This is a genomic window from Micromonospora parva (genome assembly GCF_000718515.1).
Taxonomy (GTDB): Bacteria; Actinomycetota; Actinomycetes; order Mycobacteriales; family Micromonosporaceae; genus Micromonospora; species Micromonospora parva.
This window is the reverse complement of sequence record NZ_JNZS01000019.1, coordinates 80629-101431: the sequence shown is the minus strand read 5'-3', so window position 1 is coordinate 101431 and position 20803 is coordinate 80629. Positions and strand designations below refer to the sequence as shown.

Annotated in this window: 22 protein-coding genes; 4 read left to right on the top strand and 18 right to left on the bottom strand. The window is 72.9% G+C overall.

The window, feature by feature from the left end:
• The first annotated feature begins 18 nt into the window (after positions 1–18).
• Positions 19–909 (top strand): universal stress protein, encoded by an 891-nt coding sequence (locus IF22_RS0124210; protein ID WP_030335753.1) that lies wholly within the window; start codon positions 19–21, stop codon positions 907–909.
• A gap of 154 nt (positions 910–1063) precedes the next feature.
• Positions 1064–1942: a universal stress protein gene (locus tag IF22_RS0124205; protein WP_030335751.1), complete on the top strand. Its 879-nt coding sequence runs from the start codon at positions 1064–1066 to the stop codon at positions 1940–1942.
• Here IF22_RS0124205 and IF22_RS0124200 read toward each other — a convergent pair.
• The 5 genes from IF22_RS0124200 to IF22_RS0124180 all read right to left on the bottom strand — a co-directional run bounded on the left by IF22_RS0124200 (position 1935) and on the right by IF22_RS0124180 (position 5967).
• A complete protein-coding gene (locus tag IF22_RS0124200) occupies positions 1935–2570 on the bottom strand; it encodes an FMN reductase (protein WP_030335749.1) in 636 nt (211 codons plus the stop codon). The genes IF22_RS0124205 and IF22_RS0124200 overlap by 8 nt on opposite strands.
• Positions 2567–3709: an LLM class flavin-dependent oxidoreductase gene (locus tag IF22_RS0124195; protein WP_030335748.1), complete on the bottom strand. Its 1143-nt coding sequence runs from the start codon at positions 3707–3709 to the stop codon at positions 2567–2569. Before IF22_RS0124195 ends, IF22_RS0124200 begins: the two co-directional genes overlap by 4 nt.
• 164 nt (positions 3710–3873) lie before the next feature.
• Entirely contained in the window at positions 3874–4149 is a 276-nt protein-coding gene (locus IF22_RS0124190; protein ID WP_030335746.1) for a ubiquitin-like small modifier protein 1, read from the bottom strand.
• A gap of 2 nt (positions 4150–4151) precedes the next feature.
• Positions 4152–5237: a WD40/YVTN/BNR-like repeat-containing protein gene (locus tag IF22_RS0124185; protein WP_030335743.1), complete on the bottom strand. Its 1086-nt coding sequence runs from the start codon at positions 5235–5237 to the stop codon at positions 4152–4154.
• Between the two features lie 88 nt (positions 5238–5325).
• The gene (locus tag IF22_RS0124180) at positions 5326–5967 is read right to left on the bottom strand and encodes a DNA-3-methyladenine glycosylase (RefSeq protein WP_051708752.1); all 642 of its coding nucleotides are present in this window, start codon (positions 5965–5967) and stop codon (positions 5326–5328) included.
• Positions 5968–6102: 135 nt separating this feature from the next.
• Between IF22_RS0124180 and IF22_RS0124175 the strand changes: the two genes are divergently transcribed.
• Entirely contained in the window at positions 6103–6543 is a 441-nt protein-coding gene (locus IF22_RS0124175; RefSeq protein ID WP_036412188.1) for a hypothetical protein, read from the top strand.
• A 77-nt stretch (positions 6544–6620) separates the two neighbouring features.
• The gene (locus IF22_RS0124170; RefSeq protein WP_030335740.1) at positions 6621–6974 is read left to right on the top strand and encodes an MmcQ/YjbR family DNA-binding protein; all 354 of its coding nucleotides are present in this window, start codon (positions 6621–6623) and stop codon (positions 6972–6974) included.
• 50 nt (positions 6975–7024) lie between these two features.
• Here IF22_RS0124170 and argH read toward each other — a convergent pair whose 3' ends face one another.
• From argH to infC, 13 genes are all read right to left on the bottom strand, one after another.
• Positions 7025–8488: an argininosuccinate lyase gene (gene argH / locus IF22_RS0124165; protein WP_030335737.1), complete on the bottom strand. Its 1464-nt coding sequence runs from the start codon at positions 8486–8488 to the stop codon at positions 7025–7027.
• 76 nt (positions 8489–8564) lie between these two features.
• Positions 8565–9080, bottom strand: coding sequence for an arginine repressor (locus IF22_RS0124160; protein ID WP_030335735.1), 516 nt, complete (start codon positions 9078–9080; stop codon positions 8565–8567).
• Positions 9077–10015 carry an ornithine carbamoyltransferase gene (argF, locus tag IF22_RS0124155; RefSeq protein WP_030335733.1) on the bottom strand — a complete coding sequence of 313 codons (939 nt, stop codon included), beginning with the start codon at positions 10013–10015 and terminating at the stop codon, positions 9077–9079. Before argF ends, IF22_RS0124160 begins: the two co-directional genes overlap by 4 nt.
• Positions 10012–11241 (bottom strand): acetylornithine transaminase, encoded by a 1230-nt coding sequence (locus IF22_RS0124150; protein ID WP_030335731.1) that lies wholly within the window; start codon positions 11239–11241, stop codon positions 10012–10014. The genes argF and IF22_RS0124150 overlap by 4 nt, the downstream gene beginning before the upstream one ends.
• Complete coding sequence (argB, locus tag IF22_RS0124145; RefSeq protein WP_030335729.1) at positions 11238–12143, bottom strand: acetylglutamate kinase; 906 nt, start codon at positions 12141–12143, stop codon at positions 11238–11240. The genes IF22_RS0124150 and argB overlap by 4 nt, the downstream gene beginning before the upstream one ends.
• Entirely contained in the window at positions 12140–13312 is a 1173-nt protein-coding gene (gene argJ, locus IF22_RS0124140) for a bifunctional glutamate N-acetyltransferase/amino-acid acetyltransferase ArgJ (protein WP_030335727.1), read from the bottom strand. The genes argB and argJ overlap by 4 nt, the downstream gene beginning before the upstream one ends.
• Complete coding sequence (gene argC / locus IF22_RS0124135) at positions 13309–14310, bottom strand: N-acetyl-gamma-glutamyl-phosphate reductase (protein WP_030335725.1); 1002 nt, start codon at positions 14308–14310, stop codon at positions 13309–13311. The genes argJ and argC overlap by 4 nt, the downstream gene beginning before the upstream one ends.
• A gap of 204 nt (positions 14311–14514) precedes the next feature.
• Positions 14515–17064: a phenylalanine--tRNA ligase subunit beta gene (gene pheT / locus IF22_RS0124130; protein WP_030335724.1), complete on the bottom strand. Its 2550-nt coding sequence runs from the start codon at positions 17062–17064 to the stop codon at positions 14515–14517.
• 40 nt (positions 17065–17104) lie between these two features.
• Complete coding sequence (gene pheS, locus IF22_RS0124125) at positions 17105–18172, bottom strand: phenylalanine--tRNA ligase subunit alpha (protein WP_030335722.1); 1068 nt, start codon at positions 18170–18172, stop codon at positions 17105–17107.
• A 218-nt stretch (positions 18173–18390) separates the two neighbouring features.
• Positions 18391–19188, bottom strand: a complete 798-nt coding sequence (locus IF22_RS0124120) for a TrmH family RNA methyltransferase (RefSeq protein ID WP_051708749.1) — start codon at positions 19186–19188, stop codon at positions 18391–18393.
• An 83-nt stretch (positions 19189–19271) separates the two neighbouring features.
• Positions 19272–19664: a 50S ribosomal protein L20 gene (gene rplT, locus IF22_RS0124115; protein ID WP_030335718.1), complete on the bottom strand. Its 393-nt coding sequence runs from the start codon at positions 19662–19664 to the stop codon at positions 19272–19274.
• Between the two features lie 32 nt (positions 19665–19696).
• Positions 19697–19891, bottom strand: coding sequence for a 50S ribosomal protein L35 (gene rpmI / locus IF22_RS0124110; RefSeq protein WP_007458415.1), 195 nt, complete (start codon positions 19889–19891; stop codon positions 19697–19699).
• A 20-nt stretch (positions 19892–19911) separates the two neighbouring features.
• Positions 19912–20559, bottom strand: a complete 648-nt coding sequence (infC, locus tag IF22_RS0124105; protein ID WP_030335715.1) for a translation initiation factor IF-3 — start codon at positions 20557–20559, stop codon at positions 19912–19914.
• Positions 20560–20803: the final 244 nt, after the last annotated feature.

Genomic DNA, 20803 nt, shown 5'->3' with positions numbered 1-20803 from the left:
GAAACGAAGGAGGACGTGATGACCAGCAGATCCGGTGCCCCCGTGGTGGTGGCCGTGGACGGTTCGACATCCGCGCTGGAGGCGGTGCGGGTCGCCGCCCGGGAAGCCGGGACGCGAGGCCGCCCGCTGCGGGTGGTGCACGCGTTCATCTGGCCGCTCTACGACGTGTCGCTCGCGCCGGCGCCGGGCGCTCCCCCGCACGCCGGGCTTCGCCAACAGGCCGAGCAGGTGGTCGCCGAGGCGGTGACCGAGGCCGGCAAGGTCACGCCGGACGTCGCCGTCACCGGCGCGGTGGTCGACGGCGCGGCCACGCCGGTGCTTCTGGCCGAGGCCCGGGACGCGGCGCTGCTGGTGCTCGGAAGCCGGGGCCTGGGCGGCTTCGGCGGACTGCTGATGGGTTCGGTCGCGGTGCAGGTCTCCGCCCACGCCGACTGCCCGGTGCTCGTCGTCAAGGGTGAGGCCCGCGCCGACGGGCCGGTCCTGGTCGGGGTGGACGGCTCGCCCCGGTCCGACCAGGCGCTGGGTTTCGCCTTCGACGAGGCCTCGTTGCGGGGTACCGAGCTGCTCGCCGTGCACGCCTGGATCATGCCGGTCCCGCCGAGCGACCTCCTGCCGGTGGCGTACGACGTGGAAGCGCTCGCCGCCGAGGAGGAGCGGGTGCTCGCCGAGGCCCTCGCCGGCTGGTGCGAGCGGTACCCGGACGTGCCGGTGCGGCGCCGCGTCACGTACGGCGGGCCGGCGAAGGTCCTCGTCGAGGAGTCGGCCGCCGCGCAGCTCACCGTGGTCGGGGCGCGCGGTCGGGGCGCGCTGGCCGGCATGCTGCTCGGCTCGGTGAGCCACGCGGTGCTGCATCACGCGCACAGCCCGGTGGTGGTCGTCCGGCGTCGCCGCGAGGGTCGGCAGAGCTGACACCGCACGGCCCGGGCGGCGCGCACCGGTGCTCCGACGCCGGCTCCGGGTGCTCCGACGCGGGCTCAGGCGGCGGCGGTCGGTCGGCCCGGGCCGGCGCGTTCCACGGCGCGGCGGCCGGGCAACGCCGACAATGACCTGACCGACCCAGGGAGTGCCGATGAACCGACCTGTCGTGGTGGGTGTGGACGGATCGCCGTCCAGCCTCGTCGCCGCCGAGCACGCGGCCCGGGCCGCGCAGCTCCGATCCCGGCCGCTGCTGGTGGTGCACGGTTACCTGCATCCGTTCGGCTACGGCGTGCCGCTCAACCCGTACGAGATCGGCGTGCCGGCGCCCTCCGAGGAGGCGCAGAAGATGCTGGAGCGCACCGCGGCCGAGCTGGGCGAGCGGTGGCCCCGCCTCGCTGTCGAGGCGCGTCAGGTCACCGGGGGCCCGGGCGCCACCCTGATCGAGGAGTCCCGCCGGGCGGAGCTGGTGGTGGTGGGCAGCCGCGGCCGGGGCGGGTTCGCCGGGCTGCTCCTCGGCTCGGTCGGCGCGCAGGTGGCGGCGCACGCGCACTGCCCGGTGCTGGTGGTCCGCCCGGACGAGCAGCCGATCCCGGTGGACGGTCCGGTGCTGGTCGGCGTCGACGGGTCCGAGTCGTCAGGCCTCGCCGTGAGCGTCGGCGCCGACGAGGCGGCGCTGCGGGACGTGCCGCTGGTGCTGGTGCACGTCGTTGCGGCGGACGGCGGCCGGACGGTGCCGGAGGAGATCGAGGAGTCGCAGGCCGCGCACCAGGCCGAGGCGGTGCGGCTGCTGGCCGACGCCTCCGCCGTGGTGCGCGCCCGGCATCCCGACCTGGTGGTGCGGGAGCATCCGGTCTGGGCGGCCGGCGCGGCCCAGGGGCTCATCGAGGCCAGCGGCGCGGCGGCGCTGCTGGTCGTGGGCACCCGGGGCCGGGCCGGGTTCACCGGTCTGCTGCTCGGGTCGGTGAGTCAGGCGGCGATCCAGCACGCGCACTGCCCGGTGCTGGTCGCCCACCCGGTCAGCTGACCGTCGGGCCGTCGCCCCGGCCGAGCATCTGCAGGAAATCGGTCGTCAGGGCGAACGGGTCGGCCGGCCCGGTGGCCGGTGGTCGGCGCTCGATCTGGTCGGCCAACTCCCCGGCGGCACGCCGGATCCGTGCGCGCAGCGCGCCGTCGGCGGTGCCGTCGGACCAGTCCTCCGGGGCGGCGAAGACCGCCGTCGGGACCACCACCGACCGGAGGTAGGCGAACATCGGGCGGACGGCGTGCTCCAGAGCGAGGGAGTGTCGGGCGGTGCCGCCGGTGGCGCCGATCAGCACCGGGCGGTCGATCAGCGACTCGGCATCCAGCACGTCGAAGAAGGACTTGAACAGCCCGTTGTACGAGGCACTGAAGATCGGGGTGACGGCGATGATCCCGTCCGCCCCGGTCACCGTGTCGATGACCTCGCGCAGCGCCGCGGGTGCGAACCCGGTGAGCATGTTGTTCACCACGTCGTGGGCGTACTCGCGCAGGTCGACGACGTGCAGCTGCACCTCGGAGCCGCGCCGGACCAGCTCGTCGCGGGTGGCCGCGGCGAGCTGGTCGGCGAGCAGCCGGGTCGACGAGGGCTGACTCAGCCCCGCCGAGATGACGGCCAGGCTGCGGCGGGTCATCGGGTCGCCCCCTCCGGTGCCTTGCCGGTCACGTCGTCGACGGCGTGCACGGTGCTGTCCTTGGCGCCGCCGGCGGCGGCGACCAGCGAGGCGTGCGTCGGCGCGGCCGGCACGTGCGCCGGACGCAGCGCGTCGAACTCCTTGCGCAGCACCGGCACGACCTCCTCGCCGAGCAGGTCGAGCTGCTCCAGCACGGTCTTCAGCGGCAGACCCGCGTGGTCCATCAGAAACAGCTGCCGCTGGTAGTCACCGACGTACTCGCGGAAGCCGAGGGTGCGGTCGATGACCTGCTGCGGGCTGCCCACGGTCAGCGGCGTCTCCCGGGTGAACTCCTCCAGCGACGGCCCGTGCCCGTAGACCGGGGCGTTGTCGAAGTAGGGCCGGAACTCCCGGACCGCGTCCTGCGAGTTGCGGCGCATGAACACCTGCCCGCCGAGGCCGACGATCGCCTGGTCGGCGGAGCCGTGGCCGTAGTGCGCGAACCGCTGGCGGTAGAGCCCGATCATCCGCTGGGTGTGCTCCTTGGGCCAGAAGATGTGGTTGGCGAAGAAGCCGTCACCGTAGTAGGCGGCCTGCTCGGCGATCTCCGGGCTGCGGATCGAGCCGTGCCAGACGAACGGGGGCACGCCGTCGAGCGGGCGCGGCGTCGAGGTGAACGACTGCAACGGGGTGCGGTACTTGCCCTTCCAGTCGACCACGTCCTCGCGCCACAGCCGGTGCAGCAGGTCGTAGTTCTCGATGGCCAGCGGGATGCCGGCGCGGATGTCCTTGCCGAACCACGGGTAGACCGGGCCGGTGTTGCCGCGGCCCATCATGAGGTCCACCCGGCCACCGGACAGGTGCTGGAGCATCGCGTAGTCCTCGGCGATCTTCACCGGGTCGTTGGTGGTGATCAGCGTGGTGGCGGTGGACAGCAGCAGGCGTTCGGTACGCGCCGCGATGTAGCCGAGCATGGTGGTCGGTGACGACGGCACGAACGGCGGGTTGTGGTGCTCGCCGGTGGCGAAGACGTCCAGGCCGACCTCCTCGGCCTTCAACGCGATCGCGACCATCGCCTTGATCCGCTCATGCTCGGTCGGCTCCCGACCGGTGGTCGGATCGACAGTGACGTCACCGACGGTGAAGATTCCGAACTGCATGACCAGCTCCTCGCGTGTCAACCAGGTGCCGTCGTGGTACCCGGACGCAGGCCACAACTTATTTGACGACGCAACTATTCCGTCGGCGGGACGCCCCGCAGTGGCGCCGGTCACTCGCCGCAACCCGACATCCAGGTCGACACCGCCCGGCGGTGCCGGCGCGGTCAGCCGCCCGCGACCGAGGGCAACACCTGCACCTCCGCGCCGTCGCTGACCGGGGTGGCCAGACCGCCGGAGTGACGGCAGTCCTCCCCGTCGACGAAGACGTTGACGTAGCGGCGCAGCTCGCCACGCTCGTCGCGGATGCGCCGAGCCAGCCGGGGGTGCGCGACGGCCATTTCGTCGAGGACCGCCCGCAGCGTCCCGGCGGCGGTGACGCTCAGCCGACTCGCACCTCCGGCCTCGCCGCGTAGCGGGCCGGGCAGCAGCACGGTGACCATGCTCAGACCTCCGCGGCGCAAACGCAGAGCACGTCGGGCAGGTGCGCCGCGACCGTCGACCAGGAGTCACCCTCGTCGCGGCTGGCGAAGACCGAACCGGAGCGGGTGCCGAAGTAGACCCCGCCGGGGCTGGCGTCATCGGCGCACATCGCGTCGCGCAGCACCGCCGGATAGAACGGCCCCTCGGGCAGCCCGACCGACAGTGGCTCCCACTTGCCGCCGGCGTCGGCGGAGCGGAACACCCGACAGCGGTGATCGGTCGGGAACCGCTCCCCGTCGGCCACCAGCGGGAAGGTCCACACCGTGCCGGCACGCCCCGGGTGGGCCACCATCGGGAAGCCGAAGTCGCTGGGCAGCCCGTCGGCGATCGAGGACCAGGTGCGGCCGTCGTCGTCGGAGCGGTAGACGCCGTGGTGGTTCTGCGCGTACAGCCGCTCGGGGTTGCCGGCGTCCCGGGCGACCTTGTGCACGCACTGGCCGAACTCCGGCCACTCGTCGGGCATGAAGTAGGCGCGGATGCCGGTGTTACCCGGCGTCCAGCTCGCCCCGGCGTCCTCCGAGCGGTAGACCCCACCGGTGGACATGGCGACCAGCAGCCGAGCCCTGTCACGCGGGTGGGGCAGCACGGTGTGCACGGCCTGACCGCCGAAGCCGGCCTCCCACTGCGGACGGTGCGGGTGGTCCCAGAGGGAACGGACCAGCTCGAAGCTGCGGCCGCCGTCGGTCGACTTGAACAACGCCGAGGGCTCGGTGCCGGCCCAGACCACGTCCGGCTCGTCGGGGCCGGCCGGCGTCAACTGCCAGACCCGCCCGAGGGAGACGCCGGTGTCGGCCGGGAACGCGACCGGCGCCTGGTCGGGCTCGTCCCAGGAAGCACCGAGGTCGTCGCTGGTGGCGACACTCGGGCCGAAGTGTGAGCTGGTCATGCCGGCGAGCAACCGTGGGGTGGGACGGCGGGTGTCGATAGCCACCGCGTAGACACCGGTCATCGGAAAGTGTGGACCGGTGATCTCCCAACTGCGCCGGTCGTCAGTGCTGGTGGCGAGAAACAACCCCTTCGCCGTGCCGATCGCGAGCAGCGTTGCCATGGCGTCCTCCGTACCGTCGGTGAGCAGGTGCGGTGATTATGGCCACACCCACTGACACACTCCGCCGCTCACACGCCGCCGGGCGCGTTCAGCGCCGGACGCGGGGCACGTGCCGGCGGTACGCGCTCACAGTGGGATCGCCGTCCAGCCAGAACCGCCAGGGCAGGTCGTGCGCGCCGGTCACGCCCACCCGGGGACCCGCCGCCACCGCCTCCTGCGGCACCGGCCGGGCCGGCGGCCGCAGCCGGACCGGGCCGTCGCCGAGCAGGTACGCGCCGTACGCCTCGCGGTCGATGCCGAGCGCGGAGCAGAGCCGGGCGGGCCCCCGGGCCAGGTCCACGTCCCGCCGGATGGCCGGCCGGCGCTCCCGTGCGGTGGCCAGCCCGTCGACCACCTCACCGGCGCGCAGCAGCACGGCGGTGGCCGTCCCCTCGACCCCGGTGACCACGTTGACGCACCAGTGCATGCCGTAGGTGAAGTAGACGTAGGCGTACCCGGCGGGGCCGAACATCACGGCGTTGCGTGGAGTGCGGCCCCGATGGGCGTGCGAAGCGGGATCGCCGCCGGTTCCCGCGTACGCCTCGACCTCGGTGATCCGGACGGTGACCCCGCCGGCGTGCAGGCGGCAGCCCAGCAGCCCGCGCGCCGCCGGCAGCAGGGGCCCGGCGAGCAGGTCAGCCAGGGCCGCCAGGTCGGGGTCGCTGGTGCGGTCACCGGGCAGCAGGGGCATGCCCCCGACGGTACCCATCCCGCCGACCCGGCAGCCGAGCGGGCGATGCGCGCCCGGGGGTCGGCCGCGAGCGGACCCACGACGAGATTTGAACGTTTTGTTGACAACCGGACGTTGATGATGTGTGCTCGGGGTATGACGACGGACGATCCATTCACCGCGCCCCACCCGGCCCGCGCCCGCGCCCACCGCACGCACGAGGCGTTGCACCGGATCGCCGAGCGGCACGCCGGCACCGACGCCCAGCGGGGCCGCTGGGCCCACCCGTACGTGCTGGACCCGTGGGAGGCGGTCGCCCTGGTCACCGCGCTGGCCGCCGGCGGGGCCGAACGCGAACCGACGGAGGAGCCGGTCGACGCCGCCGACCTGACCGCCGCGCTGACCCTGCTGCCCCACGTCCGCGCCGAGCTGGACGCCCTGGAAGCCGGCCTGTTGACACTGGCCCGCGACCGGGGGCTGACCTGGCAGGCGATCGCGTACGGGTTGGGGTTGGGCAGCGCACAGGCGGCCCGACAGCGCTACGAGCGGGTCGCCGCCCGCTCGTCCGAGCAGACCGCCGGATCCGGCGCGTCCTGAGCACACACCCGGATCGGCACGTCGCGCCCGCGACGGCGGTCGGGCGGGCACACTGTGCGCACGACGAGGAGGCACCCATGGAGCGCGCGGAGATGCTGGCGTACTGCCTGGCGAAGCCGGGAGCATGGCTGGACCAGCCGTGGGAGGGCGACGAGGTGGTGAAGGTGGGCAGCCGGATCTTCGCGTTCCTCGGCAGCGCCGGGGGCAAACCGACGGTCGGCGTCAAGTGCGGGCCGACCCGGGAGGTCGCCGACGAGTGGCTGCACCGACACCCCGGCGACGCCAGCGTGATGGCCTACATCGGCCGGTCCGGGTGGAACACGCTGCGCCTGGACGGCGGGATCGGCGACGAGGAGCTGACCGAGGCGGTCGACTCGTCGTACGACATGGTGGTGGCGAAGCTCCCCAAGCGGGAGCGCCCGACGGCCTGAACCAGCCGTGGCGCCGGCGGCCGACGCCGACGCCGACGCCACGGCACAGCTCAGCGCGGAACGACCCGCTCGGCGGCCCACTCCCGCCAACCGGCCAACCGGTCCGCCGCGGCGGCGAGCTGGTCGGCGACCGGGCCGGGACCGGTGGACCCGGGGGTGGTCCGGGCCGCGAGAGCCGAACGGACCGAGAGCACGTCGCGCACCGACGGGTCGAGGTGCCCGCTGATCGTGGCCAGGTCCTCGTCGGAGACATCGTTCAGCTCGCACTCGCGAGCCGCGCAGAGCGCCACCAGCTGGCCGGTGATCTCGTGCGCGTCCCGGAACGGCACGTTGCGTCGGACCAGCCAGTCGGCGACCTCGGTGGCGAGGGAGAAACCGACCGGGGCGGCGGCGACGAGGCGGTCCACCCGGACCGTCATCGTGGAGATCATTCCCGCCAGGGCCGGAAGCAGCAGCTCCAGGGTGTCGACCGCGTCGAAGGCCGGCTCCTTGTCCTCCTGCATGTCCCGGTCGTAGGTCATCGGCAGGCCCTTGAGCATGGTCAGCACTGTCATCAGGCCGCCGACCAGCCGCCCGGACTTGCCCCGGGCCAGCTCGGCGATGTCCGCGTTCTTCTTCTGCGGCATGATCGACGAGCCGGTGGCGAACGAGTCGTCCAGCTCCACCCAGCCGAACTCGTGCGAGGTCCAGAGCACCACCTCCTCGCCGAGGCGGGACAGGTGCACCCCGATCAACGCGGTGGTGAAGAGGAACTCGGCGACGAAGTCCCGGTCGGCGACCGCGTCCATCGAGTTGGCGAACGACGTCCGGAAACCCAGCTCCTTGGCCACCGCCACCGGGTCCAACGGCAGCCCGGAACCGGCCAGCGCGCCCGCGCCGAGCGGGCTGATCGCCGCCCGGTGGTCCCAGTCACGCAGCCGCTCCAGGTCGCGCAGCAGCGGCTGCACGTGCGCCAGCAGCCAGTGCCCGAAGGTGACCGGCTGAGCGTGCTGGAGGTGGGTCATGCCCGGCGCGGCGGTGTCGACGTGCCGCTCGGCCTGTTCCACCAGCGCCTCCGCCAGCTCGACCAGCCGGCTGGCCACGCCCCGGGCGTGATCCCGCAGGTAGAGCCGCAGGTCGGTGGCGACCTGGTCGTTGCGGGACCGGCCGGCGCGCAGCTTGCCACCGAGGCTGCCGAGGCGCTCCAGCAGGCCACGCTCCAGCGCGGTGTGCACGTCCTCGTCGTCGATGGTGGGCCGGAACGCCCCGGAGGCGCAGGCGGCCTCCAGGTCGTCCAGCGCGGCCAGCATCCGGCCCAGCTCCTCCGGGTCGAGCAGGCCGGCACCGGCGAGGACCCGGGCGTGCGCCCGGGAACCGGCGATGTCGTACGGGGCCAGCCGCCAGTCGAACTGCACGCTCACCGACAGTCGGGCGAGCGCCTCGGCGGGGCCGCCCGCGAACCGGCCACCCCAGAGGCTCGTCCGGTTGGTGGCGGCACTGTTCTCGGTCAGGCTCTTGTCGTCCACGTCGCCCATCATTGCTCTGGTTGCCTTTCGCTCGCGACTGCGGGGCTCACTCGCCGCGCTCGGTCACTCTTCACGCTCCGCCGCGTCATGAGGCGGTGGTCCCGTCGATGGTGTCGTCGCGGCGGGCCCAGCCGGCGAGCTTCTCCCCCAGCGCCGCCCCGCCGACGGCCTCACGGGCCACGACGAGGATGGTGTCGTCGCCGGCGATGGTGCCGACGATCTCGGGCAGACCCGCCCGGTCCAACGCGCTGGCCAGGTACTGGGCCGCGCCCGGCGGGGTCCGCAGAACGGCGATGTTGCCGCTGGAGTCGACCCCGTTGAGCAGTTCGCGCAGCAGTCGTACCAGCCGGGCCGGAGCGGCCTCGGCGTCGCGCAACGGTCGCTGACCGTCCTCGGGGATCAGGTAGACGGCCGGACCGTCGCCGCCGCGCACCTTGACCGCGCCCAACTCCTCCAGGTCCCGCGAGAGAGTGGCCTGGGTGACGCCCACGCCGTCGGCGGCGAGCAGGTCGGCCAGCTCGGTCTGCGACCGGATCGTCCGGTCGCGGATCAGCTCCACGATCCGGGCGTGCCGGGCCGCGCGGGTCAACGGTGCGGTCATCGGGACTCCCCGGTCGCGGCGTCCAGCAGGAACGTCAGCAGCGCCTTCTGGGCGTGCAGCCGGTTCTCCGCCTGGTCGAAGACCGCGCTCTGCGGGCCGTCGAGCACCTCGTCGGTGATCTCCTCGCCGCGGTGCGCCGGCAGGCAGTGCAGCACGATAGCGTCCGGCGCGGCCTGGCCGAGCAACTCCTTGTTCACCTGGTACGGCAGGAACGGCGTGACCCGGTCCAACCCGTCGGACTCCTGCCCCATCGACGTCCAGGTGTCGGTGGCCAGCACGTCGGCGTCGCGTACCGCCTGGACCGGGTCGGTCAGCACCCGCACCGACCCGCCGGTCTGGGCCGCGATCCGCGCGGCCCGTTGCACCACCGCCGCGTCCGGCGCGAACCCGGACGGGCCGGCGATCCGCACGTGCATCCCGGCCGTCGCCCCGGCCAGCAGGTACGACTGCGCCATGTTGTTCGCGCCGTCCCCCACGTACGCCAGGGTGCGACCGGCCGTGCCACCGCACCGCTCCCGGACGGTGAGCAGGTCGGCCAGCAACTGGCACGGGTGGAAACCGTCGGTGAGCGCGTTGACCACGGGCACACTGGCCCCCGCCGCCACCTCGGCGATCCGCTCGTCACCGTGGGTCCGTAGCACGATCGCCGCGACGTAGCGGGACAGCACGCGCCCCGCGTCGGCGAGGGACTCACCCCGACCGAAGTGGGTGACCTGCGTGTCCACCACGAGCGGGTGCCCGCCCAGCTCGGCGATCCCGGCGTCGAACGAGATCCGGGTCCGCAGGCTCTGCTTGTCGAACAGCACCGCCACCGAGCGGGGGCCGACCAGTGGCCGGTGACCGAACCGGTCCGCCTTCATCCGGGCCGCCAGGTCGAGGACCGCTGACTGTTCGGCGGGCGAAAGGTCGTCGTCGCGCAGGAAGTGCCGGGTCATCGAGTCGTCCCCGTCGTGGTGGTCACTGTGGCTGGTGCGGTGTCCGCGCCGGCCGCTGCCGGGGCGGTCGCGTCCAGTGCGGCCGGCAACGCCGCGAGGAAGGTGTCCGCCTGGGCGGCGGTGAGGATCAGCGGCGGCGCCAACCGGACCACACCCGGCTGCACCGGGTTGACCAGGAAGCCGGCCTCGCGCAGGGCCTCGGCCAGCACCGGCGCCACCGGCGCGGTGAGCACCACGCCGAGCAGCAGACCGGCGCCGCGTACCCCGGCGACCAGCGGGTGGCCCAGCGCCTCGATGCCGCGACGCAACCGCTCACCGACCCGCTTGACGTTGTCGAGCAGACCCTCGTTGGCGATGGTCGCCACCACGGCGAGCGCCGCCGCGCAGCTGACCGGGTTGCCGCCGAACGTGGTGCCGTGCGAGCCGGGAGTGAGCAGGTCCGCGGCGGGGCCGAACGCCAGCGTCGCCCCGATGGGCAGCCCGCCACCCAACCCCTTGGCCAGGGTGACCACGTCCGGCTCCACGCCCTCGGCCTGGTGCGCGAACCAGTGCCCGGTGCGCCCGATGCCGGTCTGCACCTCGTCGAGGACCAGCAGCGCGCCGTGCCGGGCGGTGATCCGCCGGGCCGCCGCGAGATAACCGGCCGGCGGGACGAGCACGCCGTTCTCACCCTGAACGGGTTCCAGGATCACCATCGCGGTGGCGTCGGAGACGGCCGCGTCGAGGGCGGCGACATCGCCGTAGTCGACGTGGGTCACCTCGCCGGGCAACGGCCGGAACGGGTCGGCCTTCGCCGGTTGGCCGGTCAACGCGAGAGCACCCATGGTACGGCCGTGGAAGCCACCCCTGGTGGCCACCACCTGGGTGCGGCCGGTGCGCCGGGACAGCTTGAACGCCGCCTCGTTCGCCTCCGCGCCCGAGTTGGCGAAGAAGACCCGCCCCGGTCGGCCGGCGAGCGCCAACAGCAGCTCGGCGAGGGCGACCGGCGGCTCGGCCACATAGAGGTTGGAGACGTGCCCGAGGGTCGCGACCTGCTTCGACACCGCCGCCACCACCGCCGGATGGGCGTGACCGAGAGCGTTGACAGCGATGCCACCCACCAGGTCCAGGTACTCCCGGCCCGCGTCGTCGACCACCACCGCTCCGGCGCCGGAGACCAACGCCAACGGCGGCGTGCCGTAGTTGTCCATCATGGACTGCTTCCACCGCTGCGCCAACGTGCTCATGTCGCGTCCGTCCCGTCTCCCGGCACCACCATCGTTCCGAACCCTTCCGAGGTGAACACCTCAAGCAACGTGGAATGCGCCACCCGACCGTCGACGACGTGCGCGGCGGGCACTCCCCCACGCACCGCCCGCAGGCAGGCCTCCATCTTCGGCACCATCCCCGACTCGAGGCTGGGCAGCAGCTTGGCCAGGTCGTCCGCGGCGATCTCGGAGACCAGGCTGGTGGTGTCCGGCCAGTCGGCGTACAGACCGGCCACATCGGTGAGCACCACCAGTTTGCGGGCCCGCAACGCGACCGCCAGAGCGGCGGCGGCAGTGTCCGCGTTGAGGTTGTGCAACACCCCGTCGACGTCCGGCGCGACCGTCGAGATCACCGGGATCCGGCCGGCGTCGATCAGATCCGTCACCGCCGACACGTCCACCGACTCGACGTCGCCGACCTGGCCGACGTCCACAGCCTGCCCGTCCACGTACGCCGGGCGGCGCACCGCGGTGAACAACCGGGCGTCCTCCCCCGACAGGCCGACAGCGAACGGACCGTGCGAGTTGATCAAACCCACCAGCTCCCGGCCCACCTGACCGACCAGCACCATCCGGACCACGTCCATCGCCTCGGCGGTGGTCACCCGCAGACCACCACGGAACTCACTGGCGATGCCGAGACGACCCAGCATGGCGGAGATCTGCGGACCACCGCCGTGCACCACCACGGGCTTCAGGCCCGCGTACCGCAGGAAAACCATGTCGGCCGCGAACGCCTGCTGCAACAGTGGATCGGTCATCGCGTTGCCGCCGTACTTGACCACGACCGTCGAGCTGGAGAAACGCGCCAACCACGGCAGCGCCTCGATCAGCGTTTCCGCCTTGGCCTGCGCACGAGCCAGATCGCTACTGAGGCTCATGTCGAGTACGCCGAGTTCTCGTGCACGTACGCGTGCGACAGATCGTTGGTCCAGATGGTGGCGGCCGACGTACCCGCGTGCAGGTCGATCCGGATCGTCACGTCCCGGCCGGTCAGGTCGACCTTCGAACGGTCCTCGGCGCCGGCACCGCCCCGGCACACCCACACCCCATTGACCGCCACGTCCACCTCGTCCGGATCGAACGCGGCGGCCGTGGTGCCGACGGCGGCGAGGATCCGACCCCAGTTGGGGTCGTTGCCGAACAGCGCCGTCTTGACCAGGTTGTTGCGGGCCACCGAACGGCCCACCTCGACCGCCTCGTCCTCGTCCGCCGCGCCGACCACGTCGATGGCGACCTGCTTCGTCGCGCCCTCGGCGTCGGCCACCAACTGCTGGGCCAGGTCGTGACAGGCCGCGGTGACCGCGGCGGCCAGCTCGGCCGGCGTCGGCTCGATGCCGCTCGCACCACTGGCCAGCAGCAGCACCGTGTCGTTGGTGGACATGCAGCCGTCGGAATCGACCCGGTCGAAGGTGACCCGGGTCGCCGCGCGCAGCGCCTCGTCCAGCACCGCCGGCCCTGCCACCGCGTCGGTGGTCAACACGCAGAGCATGGTGGCCATCCCCGGCGCGAGCATCCCCGCGCCCTTGGCCATGCCACCGACAGTCCACCCGCTCCCCCGGGCCACAGTGGTCTTCGACCGGGTGTCCGTGGTCATGATCGCCTCGGCGGCGGCCACGCCACCATCGCGGGACAGCCCACGGATCGCCGAACTGACCCCCGGCAGCAGCTTCGGCATCGGCAGCCGCTCACCGATCAGGCCGGTCGAGCAGACCGCGACCTCACCGGCGCCGAGGATCAACCGTGGGCTGACCGAGGTCAGCGCGGCGGCGGTGTGCTCGGCGGTGGCGTGCGTGTCCTGGAAGCCGGCCGGGCCGGTGCAGGCGTTGGCACCACCGGAGTTGAGCACCACCGCGCGGACCACGCCGCCCTGCACGACCTGCTGCGTCCAGAGCACCGGCGCAGCCTTGACGCGGTTCGTCGTGAAGACACCGGCCACGCCGGCGTCCGGGCCGTCGTTGACGACCAGTGCGACGTCCGCGCCGCCGCTGGCCTTGAGGCCGGCGGCCACACCGGCTGCCCGGAACCCCCGAGGGGTGGTGACGCTCAAGGGGTGACTCCCCACATCGACAGGCCCGTCGTCTCCGGCAGGCCGAGCATGAGATTGGCGTTCTGTACGGCCTGGCCGGCAGCGCCCTTACCCAGGTTGTCCAGTGCGCTCAGCACGATCAGACGACCCGAGTCGACGTCGACGGTGGCCTGCAGGTGACACGAGTTGGAGCCCAGCGTGGCGGCGGTATGCGGCCAGCGGCCCTCCGGGAGCACGTGCACGAACGGCGCGTCCGCGTACGCCCGCGCCAGCACCTCCTGCGGGTCGACGCCGCGCGCCGGCGTCGCGGTGACAGTGGCGAGGATGCCGCGCGGCATCGGCGCCAGCACCGGGGTGAACGACAGACCCGTCGCACCGGTGGCCTGCTTGATCTCCGGGACGTGCTGGTGGGTGCCGACCCGGTACGGCGACAGGTCGCCCATCACCTCGCTGGCCAGCAGGTGCGGCTTCGCGGCCCGCCCCGCGCCCGAGGTGCCGGAGGCGGCCACGACCACCACGTCGGCGGGGCTGGCCGCGCCGTCGGCGATCAACGGCGCGAGCGCCAGGGTGATCGCGGCGGCGTAGCAGCCGGTGTTCGCCACCCGGGTGGAGCCGGCGATCAGCTCCCGCTGACCGGGCAGCTCGGGCAGCCCGTAGGTCCACTGCCCGGCGTGCGTGCCGCCGTAGTACTGCGCCCAGGCGTACGGGTCGGCCAGCCGGTGGTCGGCGCCCAGGTCGACGATCCGCACCTCGGCCGGCAGTTGCGCCGCGAGGGCCGCCGACTCACCGTGCGGCAGGGCCAGGAAGACCAGGTCCGCGTCGGCCAGGGTGGTCGGATCGGTCGTGCCGAGCACCAGGTCGAGCCCGGTGAGCTGCGGGTGCACCACGTCGACGCGGTGCCCGGCCTGGCTGTGGGCGGTGGCGGCGACCAGGTCGAACTCCGGGTGCCCGGCGATCAGGCGCAGCAGCTCACCCCCGGCGTACCCGCTCGCTCCGGCGACCGCGACTCGAATCCCCATACCCACCTCCGCATGACTATGCAGCGAAGATTAACAAGGGCGACCCGATTCCTGCAAGTTAATACAGCCCCCTGCATGATGATGTAGAAACCCCGCCCCACCCTCGCGATCTTGCACTTACTGCGCCCGCATAGCCGACCAAAGGTACGAATCGGCAACACAAACTGCAAGATCGCGAGGATGGGAGCGGGGGTGGGGTGGGGGTTAGGCGCCGCGCAGGGTGGCCCCGAGGCGTTCGGCCGCGACGGCGACCGCCGCGTCCCGGGCCGCGACGGCCTCCTCGACGGTGAGGGTCCGGTCCGGTGCCCGGAAGGTCAGCTTGTACGCCAACGACCGGCGGCCCTCGCCGAGCTGCGCGCCGGAGTACACGTCGAACAGCCGCACGTCCTCCAGCAGCTCACCGGCGCCCGTCTCCAACGCCCGGCGCACCTGCTCCGCCGGCACCGAGTCGTCCACCACCAGGGCCACGTCGATCAGCGCCGGCGGGAAACCGGAGACCGTCGGCGCGGGCGTCACCGGGGTCGGCGGCAGCGTGTCGAGGTTCAGCTCCATAGCGCTGGTGCGACGGGGCAGTTCCAGCGCCGCGACCACCGCCGGGTGCAGCTCACCGGCGTGCCCGACGACCGCGTCGTCGACCCGCAGCTCGGCGCAGCGGCCCGGGTGCCACGGGGCGTGCTCGGTGGCACGCACCTCGACCCGCTCGTCGGGGATCCCGGCGGCGGCCAGCACGTCCCGGGCCGCCTCGATCGCGTCCGCCCAGCCGGCCTGCCGACCCGGCCCCCACCAGCCGGCGGGGTCGATGTCCCCGGCGAGCACCACCGCGACGTGCACCGGTTGCGCCGGCACCACAGCGTCGGCGGCCGCGAACTCCTCGTCGGTGGGCCGCCGGTCCACGCCCATCGCGGGCGGGCTGCCGGCGCCGACGCGCGGGTGGAAGACCGCGCCGATCTCGTAGAGGGCGAGGTCGCGGTGACCCCGGCCGAGGTTGCGCTTGAGGGTGCCGAGCAGCGGGCCGAGCAGCGTGGTGCGCAGCAGCGGCTCCTCCTCGGACAGTGGGTTGGCCAGCCGCACCGCGGGCCGACGCGGGTCGTCGGCCGGCAGGCCGAGCTGGTCGGCCAGCTCCGGCGACACGAACGGGTGCGCGAGCACCTCCACGTACCCCCGCTCGGCCAGCGAGTCGGCGACCGCCCGGCGGCGACGCTGCCGGGGGGTCAGACCACGACCGGGGGGCGCGGTCGGCAGCACCGACGGCACCTTGTCGTACCCGTCGAGGCGGACCACCTCCTCGACCAGGTCGGCCGGGTCGGTCAGGTCGGGCCGCCAGGTCGGCGGGGTGACGCTCAGCACCGTCCCCACGCCGCTGGCCACACCGACCGCGCCCGGGTCCTCGGACAACCGGTCCGCGCCCTGCGCGACGGTGCAGCCGACCCGCTCCAGCAGGGCGACCACCCGCGCCGGCGGGTACTCGACGCCGACCCGCCGGGTCGGCAGGTCCGCCGGCAGGCTGATCGGGGTACGCGGACGGACGTGGTCGATGTCCAGGATCTCCGCGCTCGGGGTGCCCCCGCCGTGCTCGGTGAGCAGCCGCACGGCACGCTCCAGCGCGACCAGCGCCACGGCCGGGTCGACGCCCCGCTCCCAGCGCTTCGCGGCCTCGCTGAACAGCTTGTGCCGGCGGGCGGTCCGCCCGACCATCGCCGGGTCCCAGTGCGCCGCCTCGAAGAGCACGTTCGTGGTGCCGCCGGTGACGACCTCGCTGGTCTCGCCGCCCATCACCGCCGCCAGGGAGATCGGCCCAGTGTCGTCGCAGATCACCATGTCGTCGGCGGTGAGCACCCGGTTGACGCCGTCGAGGGTGGTCAGCTTCTCCCCCGCCTCGGCGCGGCGGACCACCAGCGGCCCGACGATCCGGTCGGCGTCGAACGCGTGCATCGGCTGGCCCAGCTCCAGCATCACGTAGTTGGTGATGTCCACCGGCAGCGAGATGCTGCGGATGCCGGCGGTGACGAGCCGCTGAGCCATCCACGACGGGGTGGGCGCGGTCGGGTCGACCCCGCGGACCAGGCGGGCGGTGAACCGGTCGCAGCCGACCGTGTCGCGGACCTCCACCGGGTACGCGGGCGTCTCGGTGCCGCCCGGTGCCGGCGTCAGGGCCGGGTCGCGCAACGGCACCTCGAACGCGTGCGACAGCTCCCGGGCCAGGCCGCGCAGGCTCAGCGCGTACCCCCGGTCGGGGGTGATCTCCAGATCGAGCACGACGTCGTCCAGGCCGACCACCGGGCGCGCGTCGTCACCCGGCTTGGCCGTCACGTCCGGCCCCAGCACGATGATGCCGGAGTGGTCGTCGCCCAGGCCCAGCTCCTTGGCCGAGCAGATCATGCCCGCCGAGTTGTGCCCGTACGTCTTGCGGGCGCCGATGGCGAAGCCGCCGGGCAGCACGCCGCCGGGCAGGATCACCACCACCCGGTCACCGACGGCGAAGTTGCGCGCCCCGCAGACGATCTCCTGCGGCTCACCGGTGCCGTTGGCGGCACCCACGTCGACCCGGCAGAACCGGATCGGCTTCTTGAAACCGGTCAGCTCCTCGATTTCGCGGACCTCACCGACGACCAACTGGCCGGTGACCGACGCGGCCAGGTCCACCACGGACTCGACCTCGATGCCGAGGTCGACCAGGGCCTGCTCCAGGTCACCGGTGGGCAGGTCGGCGGGGAGATCGACGTACTCCCGCAGCCAACTGACAGAAACTCGCATGACTTCAGACCACCGTTCCCGTGTCTCGTACCCGCATCGCCTACGCCCCGGTCCCGAGCGCGCGGCTGAACCGCACGTCGCCCTCGAAGAGATGGCGGATGTCGCTGACCCCGTGCCGGACCATCAGGGTCCGGTCGATGCCCATACCGAAGGCGAATCCGGAGTAGACCTCCGGGTCGACGCCGCAGGCGCGCAGCACCCGCGGGTTGACCATGCCGCAGCCGCCCCACTCGACCCACTGCGGGCCGTCCCGGTGCTCCGGGAACCACACGTCGAACTCCGCCGACGGCTCGGTGAACGGGAAGTAGTGCGGCCGCCACCGGGTCTTCGCCTCCGGGCCGAACATCGCGCGGGCGAAGTGGTCGAGCGTGCCGCGCAGGTGCGCCATCGTGATGCCCTTGTCGACGACCAGGCCCTCGGCCTGGTGGAACACCGGGCTGTGGGTGGCGTCGATCTCGTCGGTGCGGTAGACGCGGCCCGGCACGATCACGTAGATCGGCGGCTTGCGGCTGAGCATGGTGCGGGTCTGCACCGTCGACGTGTGCGTGCGCAGCACCAGGCCGGAGCCCTCCGGTGCGATGTGGAAGGTGTCCATCAACCCGCGCGCCGGGTGGTCGGCGGGGATGTTCAACGCGTCGAAGTTGACCCACTCCAGGTCGACCTCGGGCCCCTCGGCCACCTCGTAGCCCATCCCGACGAACAGGTCGCTGATGGACTCCATCAGGGTGCTCAGTGGGTGTCGCGCACCGCGCGGACGCCTGTCGTAGGGCAGCGTGACGTCCACCCGCTCCTCGACCAGCACCCGCTCGGCCTGCTCGCGCTCCACCACCTCGGCGCGCTCGGCGTACGCGGACTCGATGGCCCGGCGGGCCTCGTTGACCCGCTTACCGGCGTCGGACTTCGCGGCCGGTGGCAGCGCGCCGATCTCCCGGCGGGCGAGGGAGACCGGTGACCGGTCACCCAGGTGCACCGAACGCAGCGCGGTCAGCGCGTCCGGGTCGGCGGCGGCCTCGAACGCCTTCGTGGCGTCCGCGACGGCCTCGGCCAGGGCAGCGGGGTCGAGCAGGGCGACCTGCTTCGGGTCGTACGGATCGTTGCGGTAGCTCATGGCGTACGGGCACTCCCTCACGGCGGCGCCAGCCCTCCACGGGCGGCTAGGCGAGTCTACGGACGCGCGGCTGTGCCGCAGCCCGCCGGTAGGAGTTGCGCAGGGAGCAGGTCAGGCCCGCCGCCCGCCGACACCGGCGGGCTGGCTAAACGAACGCCGTGTCGCGTTCATGGACGGAGCATCTCCCCTGCTGTCAGTCGCGCCGGGTGTGGACACCGTCAGCGCTGTGCTCTCGCTGAAGCGTACAGGCAGACCGCGGCAGCCGCAGCCAGGTTCAGGCTCTCCGCGCGCCCGTACAGCGGCACCCGCACCCGCGCGTCGGCGGCGGCGGTCAACTCCTCGGGCAGGCCGTGCGCCTCGGATCCGAACAGCCAGGCCGTGGGCCCGACGAGCCGCCCGTAGTCGGTCAGGTCGTCCAGATCGCTGTCGCCGTACCCCGTGGTGGCGAAGATCGACAGCCCGGCGGCGCGCAGCGCCTCGACCACCGCGACCGGGTCGGGGGCGCGCACCACGTCGACGTGGAAGAGGCTGCCGGCCGAGGCCCGCACACACTTGCCGTTGTAGGGGTCGACGGCGTCTCCGGCGAAGACCACCGCACCCGCGCCGGCCGCGTCGGCGGTGCGCAGCACCGTGCCGGCGTTGCCCGGGTCGCGGATCTCGGCGAGCACCGCCACCAGCCGGGGCGCACCGGCGAGGGCCTGCTCCAACGACACGTCCAGGTGCCGGCAGACGGCCACCAGGCCCTGCGGGGCGACGGTCTCGGCCAGCGCGGCGAGGGCGTCGTCGGTCACCTCCGAGACCGGCACGTCGGCGCGGGCCGCCGTGGCGGCCAACTCCGGGTACCGGTCGAGCGCGGTGGTCGTACCGAACAGTTCGGTGACCACCCCCGGCCGCGCGAGGGCCTCGCGGACCGCCTGCGGGCCCTCGGCCAGGAAACGGCCGGTGGCGTCGCGGTCCCGGCGGCGTTGCAGGCGGCGGGCGGCGACAACCCTGGGGGTACGCGGGGTGAAGGCCATGATGTGCGCTCCTCCGGCACGATTGAGGCGCCCCCCGGACGGCGGTGCCGACACGGGAGACGCCTCGCTCTGGTGCGTGGGGATCAGGCGGCCTGAGCCGCCGCGCCGCCGGTGCCCTCGGCCGCGACCGCGGCCCGGGCCAGCTCGACGATCGCCGCGAAGGCGGCGGCGTCGTTGACAGCCAGGTCGGCCAGGATCTTGCGGTCGACCTCGATGCCGGCCAGACGCAGGCCCTGGATCAGACGGTTGTAGGTCATCCCGTTGGCCCGGGCGCCCGCGTTGATCCGCTGAATCCACAGCTGCCGGAAGTCGCCCTTGCGGTCGCGACGGTCCCGGTAGGCGTACTGCATCGAGTGCAGCACCTGCTCCTTGGCCTTGCGGTACAGGCGGGAGCGCTGACCGCGGTAACCACTCGCGGTCTCCAGCAGGGTACGACGCTTCTTCTGGGCGTTTACAGCCCGCTTGACGCGTGCCATCTCAACTCCTTCTTACGTAAAGGTGGCGCGCGTCAGCGGCCGAGCAGCTTCTTGATGCGCTTGACGTCGGCCTTGGCCAGCACGACCGTGCCGGTCAGCCGGCGGGTCTGGGTGGAGGGCTTCTTCTCCAGGTTGTGGCGCAGGCCGGCCTGCTGGGCAACGATCTTGCCCTTGCCGGTCACCTTGACCCGCTTACCCATACCCGTGTGGCTCTTCATCTTCGGCATGTGGAACGTCTTCTCCCCTGTTACTCGCCGCTGGTGGCGGCGGTGCCGGTGTCGCCGGCTGCTGCGGTCTCGCCGACCGCCGCGGTCTCATCGGCTGCCGGAGCGGCGGACTCGTCCCCAGCCCGGTCCCGAGGACCACCGCGGGACGCCGTGGCGGCGACCGCGGAAGCCTTGACGGCCCGGTGCGGAGCGAGAACCATGATCATGTTTCGGCCGTCCTGCTTGGGAGCGGCCTCGACGTATCCCAGGTCCGTGATCTCGGACTCGAGCCGGCGCAGGAGCCGGTAACCCAGCTCCGGGCGGCTCTGCTCGCGACCGCGGAACATGATCGTCACCTTGACCTTGTCGCCCGCCTTGAGGAACCGCACCACGTGACCCTTCTTGGTCTCGTAGTCGTGCGGGTCGATCTTCGGCCGAAGCTTCATTTCCTTGATGACGGTCTGCTGCTGGTTACGCCGCGCTTCGCGCGCCTTGAGTGCGCTCTCATACTTGAACTTGCCGAAGTCCATGAGCTTGCACACCGGCGGGCGCGCCATCGGCGCAACCTCGACCAGGTCCAGATCGACGTCCGCGGCCAGCTGAAGAGCGCGCTCCAGCGGGACGATGCCCACCTGCTCACCCTCTGGGCCGACCAGTCGGACCTCACGTGCCCGGATCTGCTCGTTCACGCGTGGTTCGACGCTGATGGGGCCTCCTCGAGTCGTTTCTGCCGTGTCGCCGACCCCTGCGGCTCCCGGGAGGGAACCGACTCGAAAAGCAGAAGGCCCCGGCGTATGCCAGGGCCCGCTCGACCGGTCGGCACGATCACAAGGATCGCGCATCCAGCGCCGGGACATGCCCGGAACCGGTGACCGGACCCGGCCACCGTAGCGGTGACTCAGGTGGGAGCAGGCGCTCCGCTTTCAAGGCTGT

Coding starts and splice junctions, on each gene's coding strand:
- argF (WP_030335733.1), bottom strand. CDS start 10,015: ATGACCCGGCACTTCCTGCGCGACGACGACCTTTCGCCCGCCGAACAG.
- IF22_RS0124150 (WP_030335731.1), bottom strand. CDS start 11,241: ATGAGCACGTTGGCGCAGCGGTGGAAGCAGTCCATGATGGACAACTAC.
- argH (WP_030335737.1), bottom strand. CDS start 8,488: ATGGGCGACGTGGACGACAAGAGCCTGACCGAGAACAGTGCCGCCACC.
- rpmI (WP_007458415.1), bottom strand. CDS start 19,891: ATGCCGAAGATGAAGAGCCACACGGGTATGGGTAAGCGGGTCAAGGTG.
- IF22_RS0124120 (WP_051708749.1), bottom strand. CDS start 19,188: ATGGCCTTCACCCCGCGTACCCCCAGGGTTGTCGCCGCCCGCCGCCTG.
- IF22_RS0124190 (WP_030335746.1), bottom strand. CDS start 4,149: ATGGTCACCGTGCTGCTGCCCGGCCCGCTACGCGGCGAGGCCGGAGGT.
- pheT (WP_030335724.1), bottom strand. CDS start 17,064: ATGCGAGTTTCTGTCAGTTGGCTGCGGGAGTACGTCGATCTCCCCGCC.
- IF22_RS0124180 (WP_051708752.1), bottom strand. CDS start 5,967: ATGCCCCTGCTGCCCGGTGACCGCACCAGCGACCCCGACCTGGCGGCC.
- argB (WP_030335729.1), bottom strand. CDS start 12,143: ATGAGCCTCAGTAGCGATCTGGCTCGTGCGCAGGCCAAGGCGGAAACG.
- pheS (WP_030335722.1), bottom strand. CDS start 18,172: ATGAGCTACCGCAACGATCCGTACGACCCGAAGCAGGTCGCCCTGCTC.
- argC (WP_030335725.1), bottom strand. CDS start 14,310: ATGGGGATTCGAGTCGCGGTCGCCGGAGCGAGCGGGTACGCCGGGGGT.
- IF22_RS0124210 (WP_030335753.1), top strand. CDS start 19: ATGACCAGCAGATCCGGTGCCCCCGTGGTGGTGGCCGTGGACGGTTCG.
- rplT (WP_030335718.1), bottom strand. CDS start 19,664: ATGGCACGCGTCAAGCGGGCTGTAAACGCCCAGAAGAAGCGTCGTACC.
- IF22_RS0124185 (WP_030335743.1), bottom strand. CDS start 5,237: ATGGCAACGCTGCTCGCGATCGGCACGGCGAAGGGGTTGTTTCTCGCC.
- IF22_RS0124170 (WP_030335740.1), top strand. CDS start 6,621: ATGGAGCGCGCGGAGATGCTGGCGTACTGCCTGGCGAAGCCGGGAGCA.
- IF22_RS0124175 (WP_036412188.1), top strand. CDS start 6,103: ATGACGACGGACGATCCATTCACCGCGCCCCACCCGGCCCGCGCCCGC.
- IF22_RS0124160 (WP_030335735.1), bottom strand. CDS start 9,080: ATGACCGCACCGTTGACCCGCGCGGCCCGGCACGCCCGGATCGTGGAG.
- IF22_RS0124195 (WP_030335748.1), bottom strand. CDS start 3,709: ATGCAGTTCGGAATCTTCACCGTCGGTGACGTCACTGTCGATCCGACC.
- IF22_RS0124200 (WP_030335749.1), bottom strand. CDS start 2,570: ATGACCCGCCGCAGCCTGGCCGTCATCTCGGCGGGGCTGAGTCAGCCC.